Below are 14,917 nucleotides of genomic sequence, written 5' to 3' on the forward strand. Positions count from 1 at the left end.
CCTGCGCTCCTCGGTCCGTCGAGGGACGGCGCGGGAACTCGCTGCGCTCAGACACCCGCGCCTCTTCGCCCTCGCCGGACCTGCGGTGCTCGGCTCGCTCAAGGCGGACTGGAAGGTCAAGATCAACGGCAACAGCATCCACGCATGGCGTGGATCTACTGGGTGCAGCTGTCGCTCTTGATGTTGGGTCCGCCTTGAGCGAGCCGAGCATCGCAGGGGAATCAGGGGCGAAGAGGCGCCGGTGTTTGAGCGTAGCGAGTTCGGCGCCGTCCCCTGATTCACCGAGAAGCACAGGGCACCGGTGCGCAGCACCGGCTCGCGCTCTGGCGGCGCGTTTCTTTTGGTTACTTTTCTTTTCGCGCGAAAAGAAAAGTGACACCCCACCGCAGTCGCGGAAACGATCCGCCGGGAACGCCCGGCGAACCCGATCAATCCTTCCCGCGCGCCATCGCCTGGAACACGCCATCGCGCCGCACCCACAGGTGGAACAGCGCCGCACCCACGTGCATCAGCACCGTGGCGAACAACACATACGCCAGCAGGCTGTGCGCATTGCGCAACGCGGCATACAGCGCCGGAGTGTGCGGCACGATCGGCGGCAGGTGCAGGCCACCCCACAGCACGATCGGGTAGCCGCCGGCCGACAGCATCGCCCAGCCGATCAGCGGCATCGCCAGCATCAGCGCGTACAACATCCAGTGCGAGGCCTTTGCTGCCAGCACCTGCCAGGCGGGCAGGTCGGAAGGCAGCGGCGGCGGGCGATGGCGCAGCCGGTTGTACAGGCGCAGCAGCACCAGTACGCCGATGGCGATACCCAGTGGGCGGTGCAGGTCGATCAGCATCGGCCGCAGGTGCAGCGAGGCGACCATGGTCACGCCGACGAACAGCATGGCGATGATCATCAGTGCCATGGACCAGTGCAGCACCCGCGCCAGCAGGTTGAAGTGGCCGTTGCCGGTGCTCATCGCGCGGCCTCCTTCGGTTGCTCGACATTGCCGCTGGCGCGCTCGCGTTCGCGACGGTTGAAGGACTGCGAATACACCGCCGAGCGGGCGGCCAGGATCGGATCATCACTGCCGCGCACGCCACTGGGCAGGATCAGCGGATCGAAGTTGATCTGGCCGCACGCACCTTGTTCCTGCGACTGCATGCGGTCCAGGCTGAGTACGCCGGCCACCACCTGATCACGCGACTCGGGCCACGGCACCGACGGATCATCAATGGCATCACCGGGCTCGGCGGTGGTCACGAGCAGGTTCCAGCGTACCGGGCCGCTGGCCAGGCGCTGCTGCAGTTCCTGGCTGAGGAAATCGACACTGGCCTGCTTGCGCGTTTCCGCATCCATCTCCACCACCGGCGCCTGTGGCTGCCAGCGCCAGCGCACGGCACGCTTCTGGCCCTGCGCGTTGGTGAACCAGAAGCTGTTGACGCTGTTGAAGGTGGTGTCGGCCCAGCTGCTGGTCCACGGTGCCGTCTTGGCCCACTGCTGGAACGCCTGTGCACTGGGGTACTTCGCCAGCACTGCAGCCATCTTCTGCGGGTCGGGCTTGCCGGTGGCGGGGTCCGGAATGGAGGCGCGTGTCTGCGCGTAGAACGCCTCGGCATCGGGCACGGCGAAGAACGGGAAGCTGTTCATCGCCATCCGCCATTCCTGGCCGTCATCGCTGACCATCTGCACCGCCAGGCTGCGCACGCGTGCGGTGTTGTCGGCGCCGTAGGGGTCGCCGCCGCCGATCGACAGGCGGCCCATCACCGGTACGCGGCGCTGCGAGAACACGCGGGCGCTGGACAGGGTAGGGGCCTGCGCGCTCGGTTCGAACCAGCCGCTCACGCAGACGCCCTTGCTGTGCGCGCGTCGGAAGCCTGGATGGGCCGGGCCGGTGGCCTCGATGGTGTCGGTGAAGCGCTGCGCGGTCAGGCGGTTGCCGATCCAGCCGGCCAGCCAAGCGAAGGCCAGCGCGACCGCACCCAGAATGAGTGCGATCAGTGCGATCCAGGGCAGGGGGGAATGCTTGCGTGGTGCGCCCAGCGTCTGGCCAGCGCGGGTGTAGCGGAAGAGCGACATGGTCGGAGTCCTGCCTTCACGGAGCGTGTGGGTGGTCGACCCACACATCCTCGCAGAACCTTTCCAGGCCCGGTATTCAAATTTTCGTCAAGTTTGCCGGGGACGGCGTGCCGACCAAGGTCGGCACCCACCCGATCAGCTGTAACGCGCCTTCAGCATCGCCCACGCCGAACGCAGCGCCAGCGCTTCGCCACCGGCTGGACGGCCCGGGCGTTCACCGTCGTTCCAGGCATACACATCCAGATGCGCCCAGCGCTGGCCGTCTTCCAGGAAGCGCTCCAGGTACAGCGCGGCGGTGACCGAACCGGCCATGCGCGAGCCGGCGTTGGCCAGATCGGCGATGCCGCTGGTCAGGTAACGCAGGTAAGGGCGCCACAGCGGCATGCGCCAGACCGGGTCGCGGGTCGCATCGCCGGCCTGCAGCCACTGCTGCGCCACGTTGTCGTCATTGCTGAAGAGCGCCGGCAGATCCGGGCCCAGCGCGATGCGCGCGGCGCCGGTGAGGGTGGCAAAGTCCAGCACCAGGTCGGGTTTCTGCTCGCTGGCGAAGGTCAGTGCATCGCACAGGATCACGCGGCCTTCGGCGTCGGTGTTGTCGATCTCCACGCTCAGGCCCTTGCGGGTGGCGATCACTTCGCCCGGGCGGAAGGCGTCCGGACCGATCGCGTTTTCCACCGCCGGCACCAGCAGGGTCAGCCGTACCGGCAGCCCGCGTGCCATCACCAGGCCGGCCAGAGCCAGTGCGTGCGCGGCGCCGCCCATGTCCTTCTTCATGTTGCGCATGCCGTCGGCCGGCTTGATGTCCAGGCCGCCGGTATCGAAGCACACGCCCTTGCCGACCAGCACCAGTGCCGGATCGGTGTCCTTGCCCCAGCGCAGCACGACCAGGCGCGGTGCGCGGTGCGAGGCGCGGCCCACCGCGTGGATGGCCGGGAAGTTCTGCTTCAGCAGTTCGTCGCCGGTAATCGCCTCGACCTGCGCGCCGTGCGCATCGGCCAGCGCGCGCGCGGCGTCTTCCAGCTGCTGCGGACCCATGTCTTCGGTCGGGGTGTTGACCCAGTCACGCACGCGCAGGCTGGCGGTGATCAGGTCGGCCACTTCGCCGGTCGGCTCGGCCACCAGGCGCGCCGGCGCACGGTGGCGCTTGCGATAGCGGTCGAAGCGGTAGCTGCCCAGGCCCCAGCCCAGCTGCAGCAGCGCCAGTTCGGCGGCCGGCAGTTCGCTGGCCAGCTGCCACACGCTGCCTTCCGGTAGGGCATGCGGGGCATGCGAATAGCTGTAGGCATCGGCACGATCACCGACACCGATCACCGCTCCGGCTAGGCCATCGGCGCCGGGCAGCAACGCCGTGGTGAAGGCACCGGCGGTGAAGCCCTGCGACGCCAGCCATGCCTGGGTGGCAGCCGACTGGCCGTCCTTCCAGGCCGCGAACTGCTCGCGGTCCAGCACGTACAGCGGCAGTGCTGCGGCGGTGTCGGCAGTGAAACCAGTGATCTCGCTCATGCGTCAGGTACTCCGGGATGCGGCAGCGTCGAGGTTGGCGTCCAACCAGTCGGCCAGGCCGGTAAGGGTGTCGAACTGCAGGTCCGGCTGCAGCTGCGGATGGGTCCAGGTGGCTGCGTCGCGGTTGATCCAGCAGCCGCGCAGGCCGGCGGCGATCGCCCCGGCCACGTCCATGTCGGCGTGGTCGCCGACGTGCAGTACCTGTGCCGGTGCCACACCCAGTCGGGTGCAGGCGGCGTGGAAGATGCTCGCCTCCGGCTTGGCCGCGCCGTGCTCGCGCGCGCCCAGCTGGAAGGCGAAATGATGGGCCAGGCCGATCCGCTCCAGATCGGCATTGCCGTTGCTCAGCGCTGCGACCGGTACCCGCGCGGCAATCCGCGCCAGCGCGTCGATCGCATCGGGGTAGCACTCGACCTGATTGCGCGCGGCGAAGAACACTTCATACGCCGGCTCCAGCAGATCCAGGCTGGCGCCACTGGTGTGCAGCGCTTCGTGCAGGGTCAGCCGGCGCAGTGCGCTCAGGTCGTGATGGAGGTGCGGATGGGCGTGGTACAGGCGCTCGCGCAGTTCGCGCATTGCCGCCACCGGATACATCTCGGCCGTGGCGGGGCTGTTTTCACGCATCCACTCGTGCAGGACCAGGTCGATGCGGGCGCCGATCGGAGCGAACGGCCACAGCGTGTCGTCAAGGTCGAGGGTGATGGCTTGGACGGGGAAATTCACCCCGCCATTCTACCCCTGCCCGCGCGGGCTTTCATGCGGCGCGGCGGGCGGGGGGCGCTGGGGCAGGACGGGGTCAGCGCAGGTTGTACGAGCAGGCGATGGTGGTCTGGCCGTCGAACTGCTGCACGTCCAGGTTGTGCCGGCCCACTTCCTTCGTATAGGTGCCCGCCACCGGGTCGGACATCTTCGCCAGTGCCGCGATCTGTTCGACGCTCGCTGAGCTGAAGTACGCAGTGAAACTGTCGATGCCGTCCTCGCCGCTGTCGCCGTCATACGACTGCAGACGGTTCACGGGCTGGCCCAGCACCATCAGCGGCGTGGTCAACCGGAACTCGCCGCTGGATTCGCCGTTCTGCGCCCGCGCCGGGGCCGGTGCCAGCAGCCGGGCCATGGCGTCGAACTGCTTGGGCGTGAGGTGCCGCTTGCAGGTTACCGCGTCGGCAAGCTGGGTGCGTGCCTGGTCGGCAGTCGGGGGTGCAGCGGCGAGCGCGGGAGCGGCAAGGCAGGCCAGGGCAACGCAACGGGTGGCGAAAGAGATCATCCGAACGGATCCATCCGAAAAGGGGGCCATAGTCTGCCACTTCATTCCTGTTTCGGGTTCCGCCATCGGCGTCCTTCATTTACTGATGCCGTTATTCCAGCAGCCGTGCCCAGCCCTGCATGCCGTCCAGGCGTGCCAGCACCAGCTTGATGCAGACCAGCAGCGGCACCGCCAGCAGCAGGCCGATCATGCCCCAGGCCCAGCCGAATACCATCAATGCCAGGATCAGCACCAGCGGTGATAGCTTCATGCGCCGGCCCAGCACGATCGGGGTCACCATCTGCCCTTCCAGGGTATGCAGGGCCAGGTAGGCGGCGGCTGGCAGCAGCGCCTGCAGCGGGTCGCGGAATTCAACGAAGCCCATCAGCAGCATCAGTGCTACGCCGATCAGGGGGCCGACATACGGGGCGAAATTCAGCAATGCCGCTACCGTGCCCCACAGCAGCGCCTCCTGCAGGCCGATGCCGAGCAGCATCAGCACGCCAGCGAACACCAATCCGACCAGCGTATTGATCACGCTGATGGTCAGCACATAGCGCGAAACCTCGCGCTCGATCGAGCGCAGGATGTCACTGGTGAATCGCTGCTGCTGGCGGTTCGGGAACAGGGCGATGGCCGCGCGCTGCAGGCTCTGCCCATAGATCATGAAGAACAGCGTGAGCAGCACCACCGCCAGCACCGAGGCGGCCAGCCGCGGCGCGCGGGTCAGCATGCGATAGGGGTCGTCCATCTGGGTGCGGATCACCTGCACCTTGTGGTTGCTGTCACCACCGGCCACGCGGGCGAAGTTTTCCGCCGCCTGGTTGGCCTGCTGCACCGGTTTGGTCAGGTCCTGCACCTGGCGGGCGACCTTGCGCAGCTGCTGCGGTGCTTCCTGCGCCCATTCCATGGCCGGGCCGATCAGCTGCACCGCCAGCGAACCGGTCACGCCCAGGCCGGCGCCGAGGATCAGCAGTGCGCCGAGTGCGCGTGGAATCCACAGCTTCTGCAGCAGGCGCAGGATCGGATTGCCGACCAGCGCGAAGAACATCGCCAGCAGCACCGGCAGGATGATGTCCTGTGCCGCCCACAGGGTGTAGCCCACCGCCAGGGTGGCCAGCACCACCAGCGACATCGGTCCGCGCGGGCGCGATGCGGGCGGCAGCGGAACGTCGGGCTGTTCGGGGCCGGCCGGTGACGGGGACAGGAGGGACTCGCTCATCGACGCACCAACCGGGAAGGGGAGCGCATTATCCGCCGGCCGCGATCGGCGCGGCGGATTCCATGGTTCAACGTTCGGACAGCTCGGTGGCCGCTTCGGCCGGACGCGGTCCGCGCAGGTCCGGTTCCGGTCCTGGCTCCGGCACGGAGCGTGGTGCCGGTGCCGGACGTGCTTCGGCAGCGGAGGCCGCCGCCTGTGCCTGTTCGCTGGCCTCGTCGGCTTCTTCGGCCGCGTCGTCGGCGGTGGCTGCGGCCTGCGCCGCCATCGCCGTGGCGAACGCCGCCTGTGCACTGGCGAACAGGTTCGAGACCGAGCCCACCATCTGCAGCCAGCGGGCACCGTTGACCTTGCCCGGCACTTCCAGCTTGCCGGCGATGAAGCCACCGGCCAGGCCGACCACCACGATGCGCAGCGGCGACCAGCCTTTTCGCCAGACGTCGCTGAGCGTGGACCAGTGGTCCTGGGTCTCGCCCAGACGCACGGTCACCACCTGTTCGCAGCGTTTCACCCGCCGTTGCAGCGCGCCGAACTTCATGGCTTGCCCTCGGGCAGCTGCACCTCGGCATCGGGATCGTCTTCGCTGGGTTCGTCGAACAGGCCCAGGCGTGACAGCTGGCGCCGGGTAGCGTGCATGCCGGTGTGGTGGAAGAAGTAGGACACCCGCCAGATCGCATAACCGGTGACGGCCAGGCTCAGCAGCGAGGTGATCAGCAGGGCCTGCAGCCAGCTCAGGCCCCAGCTCTGCAGCAGGGCGATGAGGGTGGCGGCCATCAGCAGCCAGGCCGAGGCACCGAACACGATCGCCACGCCGGCCCAGGCCAGTGCACGACCGAACGCACTGCGTGCCATCGCGAAGTCGGCCGAGGCCAACCGGCGCAGCGAGCGCAGCGTGTGCTTGGCCGAATCGGCAGCGGCACGACCGGCCGCACCGACCTGGCGGATGCTCTCATCCAGCGGCGGGGTGGCCGCTGGATCAGGGGCTTGCGCGTTGTCTTCGCTCACGCCGCGGCTTACTTGTCGCTGCTGCCGCGGGCCAGCTTGGCGATGATCCAGCCGGCAGCGAAGGCAACACCGAACGAGGCCAGCGGACGTTCACGGATCAGCTCCGCGGCGCTGTCGATCAGGTCCTTGCCCTTGTCCATCAGCGCATCCACCTGCTCCTTGGCGGCGGCACCACCGAACTCGGCGGCGGCCAAGCCGGACAGTGCGCTGTCGGACAGTTCAGCCTTGACGTTGGCCTTGCCGATGCGAAGCTCGTCGGTCGCTGCGCCGGTTGCACCCTTGATTGCACCGCCGGCGGCCGACGCGGCCTGCTTCAGGTGGGAACCGGCTTCACCCAGGTGTTCCTTCAGGTTCTCGGTATTGGTGGGGCTCATCGAATCACTCCTGTTGCGATGGGGGAACGGGTGTCGGCGGTGCCGACCTGGACTGACAGCAATAGCATTGCCGGGGTATAGGGGGTGTTACGGCAGGGCGATCAGCGCATCACAAGCTGGCCCTGCTGTTGGCCATTGTTGCGCAGCACGCGTATCACCAGGGTCGGCGGGCGCTGCTGGAAGTTGGCGCGCCAGCTGGCCAGGTCGGCGAATTCGCCCACCGTGGCATCGGTGATGATGTCGCCCTGCTGCAGGCCGTTGCTGGCCGCGCGGCTGCCGCGCTTGACCTCGCTGACCAGCACGCCGCCGACACCGGACTGGCGCAATGACTCGGGCAGGTCGACGAAGGTGGCCCCGGTCAGGCGCGGGTCCAGGCTCTCGCCGGTGACCGCGCGCGCCTGTTCCTTCAACGTTGCCTTGATCTGCAGCGGCTTGCCCTCGCGGCGCACGTCCAGCGTCAATGCGCTGCCGACCGCGGCCAGGCCTTCCACGTTGTGCAGGGCTTCGGCGCTGTCTACACGTTGGCCGTTGGCCGAGACCACCACGTCGCCCGGCTTCAAGCCGGCGGCGGCGGCGGCCGAACCGGCCAGCACGCGCGTGATCAGCGCACCGCGGGTTTCGCCCAGGCCCAGGCCCTGCGCGATCTGGGCGGTCAGGTTCTGGCTTTCCACGCCCAGCGTGCCGCGCACCACCACGCCGTGCTTGACCAGCTGGTCGACCACGCTGCGTGCCAGGTTGGAGGGAATCGCCAGGCCCAGGCCGATGTTGCCGGCCATGCTGCCCTGCGGGTTGAAGCTGGCGGTATTGATGCCGATCAACTGGCCCTGCAGATCGACCAGTGCGCCACCGGAGTTGCCCGGGTTGATCGACGCATCGGTCTGGATGAAGTTCTGGTAGCCCAGGCCGCGGATGCCGCTGCGGCCCACCGCCGAGACAATGCCCGACGTGACCGTCTGGCTGAAGCCGAACGGATTGCCGATGGCCACCACGAAGTCGCCCACGCGCAGCTGGTCGCTGTTGCCGAGCTTGATGTCGGTCAGGTTCTGCGCCGGAATGCGGATCAGCGCGATGTCGGTATCGCGGTCCGAACCGAGGAATTCGGCCTTGACCGTGCGCCCGTCGGCCAGTGTCACCTGTACGTCATCGGCGTTGTCGATGACATGGTGGTTGGTCAGTACCAGGCCCTCCTTGGCGTCGATGATCACGCCCGAGCCCAGCGATTCGTTGATGCGTTCCTGCGGGATGTCCGGGAACAGGCGGCGGAAGAACGGGTCGTTGAAGAAGGGGTTGCGCACGCGCACCACCTGCTTGGTGTTGACGCTGACCACTGCCGGCATGGCCTTCTCCAGCATCGGTGCCAGCGACGGCACCGCCTGTCCGGCTACCGAGGCGGGCAATGCCGCCGTGGTCGGCAGCACCGCTGGCAGCGGCGCGGCATCGGCACGGTTGTCCAGGTGGGCATTGATGCCGGTGGCAACGAAGCCACCGAAGGCGGCGGCGATTGCGAGCGTGAGCAGGGTGGGAAGCGGTCGCATGGGAGTCGGTTCGCTGGCGTGGGTGGGGGCGGTTCGGCCCTACGGTAAAACAAGCTGAATGAGTGTGTCGCGATCTGGATAAATGCGCCATGAAAACCGGCGCCCGGAACGTGGGTCGGCATCGCCATCTGTGGGGCGGTACCGACAGCATAGGGCGTGCTTCTCAACGTGCCGACGTCTGCCGAAGCGCATGTGGATACAGGCCGATACTTGCGCAGTTCTGCGCATCCTGGTGCCGCGATGCGCCATATCGCACGCCTTTCGCTGTATTCGGACTGGTGCACGCAGGCAGCACCTGCCGCTACCCGGATCGTGCGGCGCAGCACTGAAAAAAAGGGGTTTCCTGTCAACCCACTGCGCTCGCGAGGGTGCCCGGCTACACCATTGCCGTCGCAGCAGATGCGATTGCTGGTGCATGCCCCGTTCCACGATCGTCATTGTCGGTATAGCATCGCCCCGTTTTGATACTTAAGGCCCCCAGGAGGGCAACATGAGCAACGGTAATGGTGTGTCGGTCGTGACCGACGCCGTCGAGAACGTCAAAGAAACCGCCACCAACGTTGGCGAGACCATCGCCCACGCTGCCGAAGACGCAGTGAAGTCGGTCAAGAAGACCGTCAAGCGCGCCACCAAGGCTGCCGGTACCCGCGTTGCCAAGGCCAAGAAGGCCGTGGCCAAGGTCGAGAAGACCGTTGCCAAGAAGGCCGAGAAGGCTGCCAAGTCGGTCGGCAAGACTGTTGCCAACGCCAAGAAGAAGCTGGAAGCCGCCAAGAAGAACGCCAAGGCCGAAGCCGCTGCCCTGAAGAAGGAAGTGGCCAAGAAGAAGGCAGCTGCAGGCAAGGCTGTGACCAAGAAGGCCGCTGCTGCCAAGAAGACCACCAAGGCCGCCACCAAGGCTGCCGGCAAGAAGGTCGCCACCGTGAAGAAGGCCGCCACCAAGAAGGCTGCCGTCGCGAAGAAGACCGTTGCCAAGAAGACCGCGGCCGCCAAGAAGGTTGTCGGCAAGAAGGTCGCTACCGCCAAGAAGGCCGTGGCCAAGAAGACCGTCGCCGCCAAGAAGGTCGCTGGCAAGAAGGCCGTGGCTGCGAAGAAGGTTGTCGGCAAGAAGGTTGCCGCCACCAAGAAGGTCGCCACCAGGAAGACCGCTGCCGCCAAGAAGGTTGTGGGCAAGAAGGCTGCTGTCGCCAAGAAGGCCGTCGGCAAGAAGACCGCCGCTGCCAAGAAGGTTGTCGGCAAGAAGACCGCCGTTGCCAAGAAGGCAGTTGGCAAGAAGGTTGCCGCCACCCGCAAGACGGTCGCCAAGAAGGCTGCGCCGCTGAAGAAGGTCGCCGCCAAGAAGGCTCCGGCCAGGAAGGCCGTGCGCAAGGTCGCCAAGCGCAAGTAATCGCGCCGTGACCGAAGGCCCTGCCACCCCCGGGGTGGTGGGGCTTTTCGCGTTTCTGGGACGCGGTCTGGGGCAAGATGCAGGTTGTTCCCGCCGGAGCCCCGGGCATGCGTGGTATCGACTTCAGTTCCTGGCAGGGCGTGCTGTCCACCTTGGCCGGCCTGGTCCTGATCACTCTGCTGGGCGTGGGCATCCGCCTGCTGGTGATGCAGACCCTGCAACAGCGCCGCGAGCGCGAGAACCGGCAGATCAACGAACGGCTGCGCACGCTGATGGCGGCCTACAAGACCCTGGGCGGTTCGTTCACCGGCGAACTGGGTGTGGATCCCAGCCATCGCCGTGACCTGCGCCAGCGCGAGGATGCCGAGGGCATCGCCGAGCCCCGTTCGGATCGCGCGCGCCGCATTCGTGATGCCGTTGAAGCGGCGTTGTCGGACATCCTGCTGCTGGGCACCGACGAACAGGTGCGGCTGGCCGCGCGTGCCGCCAATGAACTGGCACAGGGGCGGCCGGTACATACCCACGAACTGGTGGTCTCGCTGCGCGACTTCGTGCGCGAAGCGCTGGATCTGGCGCCGATTCCGGCCGACCTGCAGATACCGCCGCAGGGGCCGACCCGGCCGGGTGGCGCCAGTGGCGGCGGCAAGGGCCGCAACGAGGGCGATGCCAAGGGCGGTCGTGCGGGTGGAGGAGGTGGCGGTGGCGGAATGGGCGCTGGCATGGGCGGTGTGGGCCTCGGCGCCGGCGCCGCACTGGGCGCCGGCCATGCCTCTGCCAGCGATGAAACGGACGCGCGCTGAGCACGTCCGCCCGTTTCAGCGCGTCAGTTCGTAGATCGGCACGAAGCCGCCGTAGATCATCCGCGCGCCGTCGAACGGCATCGGATTCGTCGCAGGATCAAACCGCGGGTCTTCCATCATCTTCTTCATGCCGGCGTCGCGGGTCGGCTTGTCCGGCCATTCGATCCAGGAAAACACCACCGTCTCGTCCGGCGTGGCTTTCACTGCGCCGAAGAAGTCGGTGGTCTTGCCGTGCGGCACGTCATCGCCCCAGCACTCGACCACGCGCAGCGCGCCGTATTCGATGAAAACGGGATCTCCTGTGCGTGCGTGGGCGAGGAACTTCTCCTTGTTGGCGGTGGGCACCGCCAGGACGAAACCATCGATGTAGCTCATTGCCTGCCTCCGGATGGACCGTGCCGCATGCACGGCCTTCAAGTACCCGACGAACCAGGGCGTCGTGGATCGACATCCTGTGTGCGCCTGTTCAGCCCGGGCCACAGGGCAGCGGCGCCAGCACCGTATCCGGTGGCTGCTGGCCGGCCAGGTGGCGCACGAAGTAGTCCCACATGCGGTGCGTGTAGGTGGCGTCGTTGCGGAACAGTTCGTGGTCCTGCCGGGCCAGGTACAGCAGGTCGTAGCTGCGCTGGGCCTTGTTCAGGGCGGCGGCCAGCTGCAGGGTCAGCGCCGGTGGCGCGTTCTCGTCCAGTTCGCCATAGACCAGCAGCAGATGCCCGCGCAGGTTGCCGGCCAGTGCCGCATTGTCGAGCCCGGCAAAGGGCGCCGGCACGCCTTCGGCAGTGGGCGTGGCCGGCAGCACCCCACCGAACAGCCGGTCCATGCCGTGCAGGGCGCCGCCGTACATACCCTGGAAATTGTGGCTGCCAGCCGAGGCCACGCCCACCTTGTAGAACGTGGGATAGCGCAGCAGGGCGCGCGCTGCACTATAGCCGCCGAACGAATGCCCGTAGATGCCGACCCGCTCCAGGTCGATGCCCGGGTAGCGTTCGCCCAGCTGGCGCAGCGCAGCCACATGGTCATCCAGCTGCACATCGGCGGCGCGCAGGAAGCTGCTGTCATGGAACGCCTTGTTGCGGCCACCGGTGCCGCGCGCATCGATGCTGACCACCATGAAGCCGAGTTCGGCCAGGCTGGCGCGGGATACCGGATTCAGGGCAGACACCGCCTCGGCGTAGGTCACCGGCGCATTGCTGATGAAGGAACCACCGTACATCGCGTCGATCACCGGGAAGCTGCCATCATCGCGATAGTCGCGGGGCAGGTAGACGGTGGCGAAGATCGGCGTGCGTCCATCGGCGGCCAGCAGCCGTTCGCGCCGTGGTGCGCGCCAGCCGGCAGCAACGATCGCGCTGTCATCGGCTGTTTCCAGCACCATCACTTCACGTCCGTCATCGCTGGCCCGCAGCACGGTGCGTGGTGGCTGGTCGAGACGGGAAACGGTATCCACCAGATACCCACCGCCAGGCGACAGCGCCTGGGGAGCGCGCCCCCCGAACAGCGCGCCGGTACCGGCATCGGCCATGTGGTCGTTGCCATCGGCGGCCAGGCGCTGGATCGGACCGCCCTGCAGCGATACCCGGTACAGGCCGCGCACGTAGGGGTCGCCACCGTCGACGCCACCGGCGCTGAAGTACGCCCAGCCACCCGCAGCGTCCACACCCAGCAGGTCACGCACCACCCATTTGCCGCGGGTGAGCTGGCGCAGCACCTTGCCATCGGACAGGCGCACCCGGTACAGATGGCCCCAGCCATCGCGCTGCGAGAACCACACGGCGGTGTCCTGCCCGGGCAGGATGGCCACCGCTGGCCGGTTGTAGGAATACACGTTGAGCTGGAGGCGAGTGTCGCTGGCTTCTTCCACAACCGTGCGCAATGCACCGCTGTTGGCATCGATCTCCACCAGGCGCAGCCTGCGCGGCGTGCCGAAGTGCGCGATCACGGCATACAACCGATCGCCGTCCCAACCCAGGATGCCGGCCTCACTGAGCGTGTTCCAGCCCTCGGGCAGCGCGATGTCATGCTGCCTGCCGCTGGGGATATCGATCACATACAGGCTGTCGCATACCTGCTGTGCATCGCCCAGTACCCCCAGCTTCACGGTATGCACGCGCGGCCGCGCGCTGTGGGTCGGGCTGCTTTCCAGATAGGGATAGTCCTGCAGCGCGCGTTCGTCGTAGCGGATGCCGGCTGCGTAACGGCCATCGGGTGACCAGCTCACCGCAAACGGTCGTGCCGGCATCCGGCCCTGACGGCGTGGAATGCCGCGCAGGGTGAAGTCCGGCAGTACGCCATAGCCATGCCCAGCTTCACCGCCCTGGGTCAGTCGCTGCGGCGCCGCTCCAGAGCGCTGCAGCCACAGGTTGTGGTCGCGTACCTGCAGCCAGGCATCACCGCCGGGCGACGGCAGTGCATCAGCCGGCGGCAACGCCTGTTGTGCGGCCGTGCACTGCAGGCGTGGCCATTGGCAGTTGATCTCCGCCTCGCCGTTGAACTGCAGGCGCAGGCCATCATCCAGTACCTGCACGTTGTTCAAGCGCAGGCGTGGCCCGCTGGCACCCAGAGGTGCAACTGCGGCGTCCAGCGCATCGGGTTCGAACAGGATCTGGCGCGTAGCCTGGATTGGATCGACCAGTATCGCCTGGCGCCGGCCCTGTGTGTCTTCGCGTTCGTACCAGAAGCGCCCATCGGCCAGCCACTGGGGCAGGACCGATGCATTGCGCAGCGCACCGCGCAGATGACTGTCATGCACGCGTTCGGCGCGCTGGTAGTCAGCCGCCTGCAGCGCGTGCGCAGCATGGATCGGAAACAGGGAAGCGCAGGCCAGGAGGGCGGCGCGAACAGGCATCAGCAGCGGATCGGAAACGTGCAAGGCAACCTCCTGTTGCAGTCGGTGACGAACCACAAATGCACGCGCGCCGCGCGCGTATGCCAGAGGCAGCCTGAATCAAGCCAAAAAATTCAGCAATGCGAAGAACGCTGTTTTCAGGGAGCGTTGTGGCGAATAACGGAGAATTTACATTCCCGATGCGATGGCGCCCTGGCGCTGCTGCACACCATAAGAAAGTAAAAGGTGTACCCCCATGAAGAATTCGCTGATTGCTCTGGCCCTGGCCGCTGCCCTGCCGTTCACCGCCTCGGCTGCTGAGAACCTGTCGTACAACTACGCCGAAGCCGACTACGCCAAGACCGATATCGACGCGTTCAAGGCCGACGGCTGGGGCGTGAAGGGTTCGTACGGCTTCCTGCCGAACTTCCACGCTTTCGGTGAGTACAGCCGCCAGGAAATCGACCACACCAACATCAAGCTGGACCAGTGGAAGATCGGCGCCGGCTACAACGTTGAAATCGCCCCGACCACCGACTTCGTTGCCCGCGTTGCTTACCAGAAGCGCGACCAGAAGCACGGCCTGGACTTCAACGGCTACAGCGCTGAAGCGGGTATCCGCACCGCCTTCGGTGCCCACGCCGAAGTCTACGGCATGGTCGGCTACGAAGATTTCTCGAAGAAGCACGGCATCAATCCGGAAGGCCAGTGGTACGGTCGCCTGGGTGGCCAGGTCAAGCTGAACCAGAACTGGGGCATCAATGGCGAGCTGAAGATGAACCGCGACGGCGACAAGGAATACACCGTCGGCCCGCGTTTCAGCTGGTAATAGCTACCTCGGCGCGCCTGCGCGCTGACGATGCCTCGACAGGCCCGGCTTATGCCGGGCCTGTTGCGTTTTGACGACCCGAAACCGCAGCTGAGCATATTCCGGGGCCACTGCTGCGTTGCAATAAATTGGATTC

15 protein-coding genes are annotated in these 14,917 nt (G+C 66.8%); 3 read left to right on the top strand and 12 right to left on the bottom strand.

The window, feature by feature from the left end; translation table 11 throughout:
- Window positions 1-428 precede the first annotated feature (428 nt).
- From AC5P6E_RS16525 to AC5P6E_RS16570, 10 genes are all read right to left on the bottom strand, one after another.
- The gene (locus AC5P6E_RS16525; protein ID WP_019337632.1) at window positions 429-965 is read right to left on the bottom strand and encodes a cytochrome b; all 537 of its coding nucleotides are present in this window, start codon (window positions 963-965) and stop codon (window positions 429-431) included.
- Complete coding sequence (locus AC5P6E_RS16530; protein WP_329835134.1) at window positions 962-2,065, bottom strand: catalase family peroxidase; 1,104 nt, start codon at window positions 2,063-2,065, stop codon at window positions 962-964. The genes AC5P6E_RS16525 and AC5P6E_RS16530 overlap by 4 nt, the downstream gene beginning before the upstream one ends.
- Before the next feature lie 135 nt (window positions 2,066-2,200).
- Window positions 2,201-3,568, bottom strand: coding sequence for a M17 family metallopeptidase (locus AC5P6E_RS16535; RefSeq protein WP_019337634.1), 1,368 nt, complete (start codon window positions 3,566-3,568; stop codon window positions 2,201-2,203).
- Between the two features lie 3 nt (window positions 3,569-3,571).
- On the bottom strand, window positions 3,572-4,291 hold the full coding sequence (locus AC5P6E_RS16540) for an HAD family hydrolase (protein ID WP_029550770.1): 720 nt from the start codon (window positions 4,289-4,291) through the stop codon (window positions 3,572-3,574).
- Between the two features lie 73 nt (window positions 4,292-4,364).
- Window positions 4,365-4,832, bottom strand: coding sequence for a hypothetical protein (locus AC5P6E_RS16545; RefSeq protein WP_010486940.1), 468 nt, complete (start codon window positions 4,830-4,832; stop codon window positions 4,365-4,367).
- A gap of 91 nt (window positions 4,833-4,923) precedes the next feature.
- Window positions 4,924-6,033: an AI-2E family transporter gene (locus AC5P6E_RS16550; RefSeq protein ID WP_019337635.1), complete on the bottom strand. Its 1,110-nt coding sequence runs from the start codon at window positions 6,031-6,033 to the stop codon at window positions 4,924-4,926.
- 67 nt (window positions 6,034-6,100) lie between these two features.
- The gene (locus AC5P6E_RS16555; RefSeq protein ID WP_019337636.1) at window positions 6,101-6,568 is read right to left on the bottom strand and encodes a hypothetical protein; all 468 of its coding nucleotides are present in this window, start codon (window positions 6,566-6,568) and stop codon (window positions 6,101-6,103) included.
- Entirely contained in the window at window positions 6,565-7,035 is a 471-nt protein-coding gene (locus AC5P6E_RS16560) for a phage holin family protein (RefSeq protein ID WP_010486934.1), read from the bottom strand. Before AC5P6E_RS16560 ends, AC5P6E_RS16555 begins: the two co-directional genes overlap by 4 nt.
- 8 nt (window positions 7,036-7,043) lie before the next feature.
- A complete protein-coding gene (locus tag AC5P6E_RS16565) occupies window positions 7,044-7,409 on the bottom strand; it encodes a hypothetical protein (RefSeq protein ID WP_010486932.1) in 366 nt (121 codons plus the stop codon).
- Window positions 7,410-7,510: 101 nt separating this feature from the next.
- Complete coding sequence (locus tag AC5P6E_RS16570; RefSeq protein ID WP_049455509.1) at window positions 7,511-8,944, bottom strand: Do family serine endopeptidase; 1,434 nt, start codon at window positions 8,942-8,944, stop codon at window positions 7,511-7,513.
- Window positions 8,945-9,434: 490 nt separating this feature from the next.
- On the opposite strand from AC5P6E_RS16570, the gene AC5P6E_RS16575 reads away from it, so the two are divergent.
- Both AC5P6E_RS16575 and AC5P6E_RS16580 read left to right on the top strand, forming a co-directional pair.
- Entirely contained in the window at window positions 9,435-10,328 is an 894-nt protein-coding gene (locus AC5P6E_RS16575; RefSeq protein ID WP_191850492.1) for a histone, read from the top strand.
- 107 nt (window positions 10,329-10,435) lie between these two features.
- Window positions 10,436-11,128 (top strand): hypothetical protein, encoded by a 693-nt coding sequence (locus AC5P6E_RS16580; protein ID WP_010486925.1) that lies wholly within the window; start codon window positions 10,436-10,438, stop codon window positions 11,126-11,128.
- Window positions 11,129-11,143: 15 nt separating this feature from the next.
- Here the strand turns inward: AC5P6E_RS16580 and AC5P6E_RS16585 are convergent, their stop codons facing one another.
- On the bottom strand, window positions 11,144-11,503 hold the full coding sequence (locus tag AC5P6E_RS16585) for a DUF1428 domain-containing protein (RefSeq protein ID WP_005407745.1): 360 nt from the start codon (window positions 11,501-11,503) through the stop codon (window positions 11,144-11,146).
- A gap of 91 nt (window positions 11,504-11,594) precedes the next feature.
- A complete protein-coding gene (locus AC5P6E_RS16590; protein WP_495231097.1) occupies window positions 11,595-13,997 on the bottom strand; it encodes a S9 family peptidase in 2,403 nt (800 codons plus the stop codon).
- Window positions 13,998-14,208: 211 nt separating this feature from the next.
- Here AC5P6E_RS16590 and AC5P6E_RS16595 point away from each other — a divergent pair, with 211 nt between their 5' ends.
- Window positions 14,209-14,781 carry an OmpO family porin gene (locus AC5P6E_RS16595; protein WP_010486919.1) on the top strand — a complete coding sequence of 191 codons (573 nt, stop codon included), beginning with the start codon at window positions 14,209-14,211 and terminating at the stop codon, window positions 14,779-14,781.
- The last annotated feature ends 136 nt before the right edge of the window (window positions 14,782-14,917 follow it).

The organism is Stenotrophomonas sp. YJH_SMC_16 (assembly GCF_059367875.1).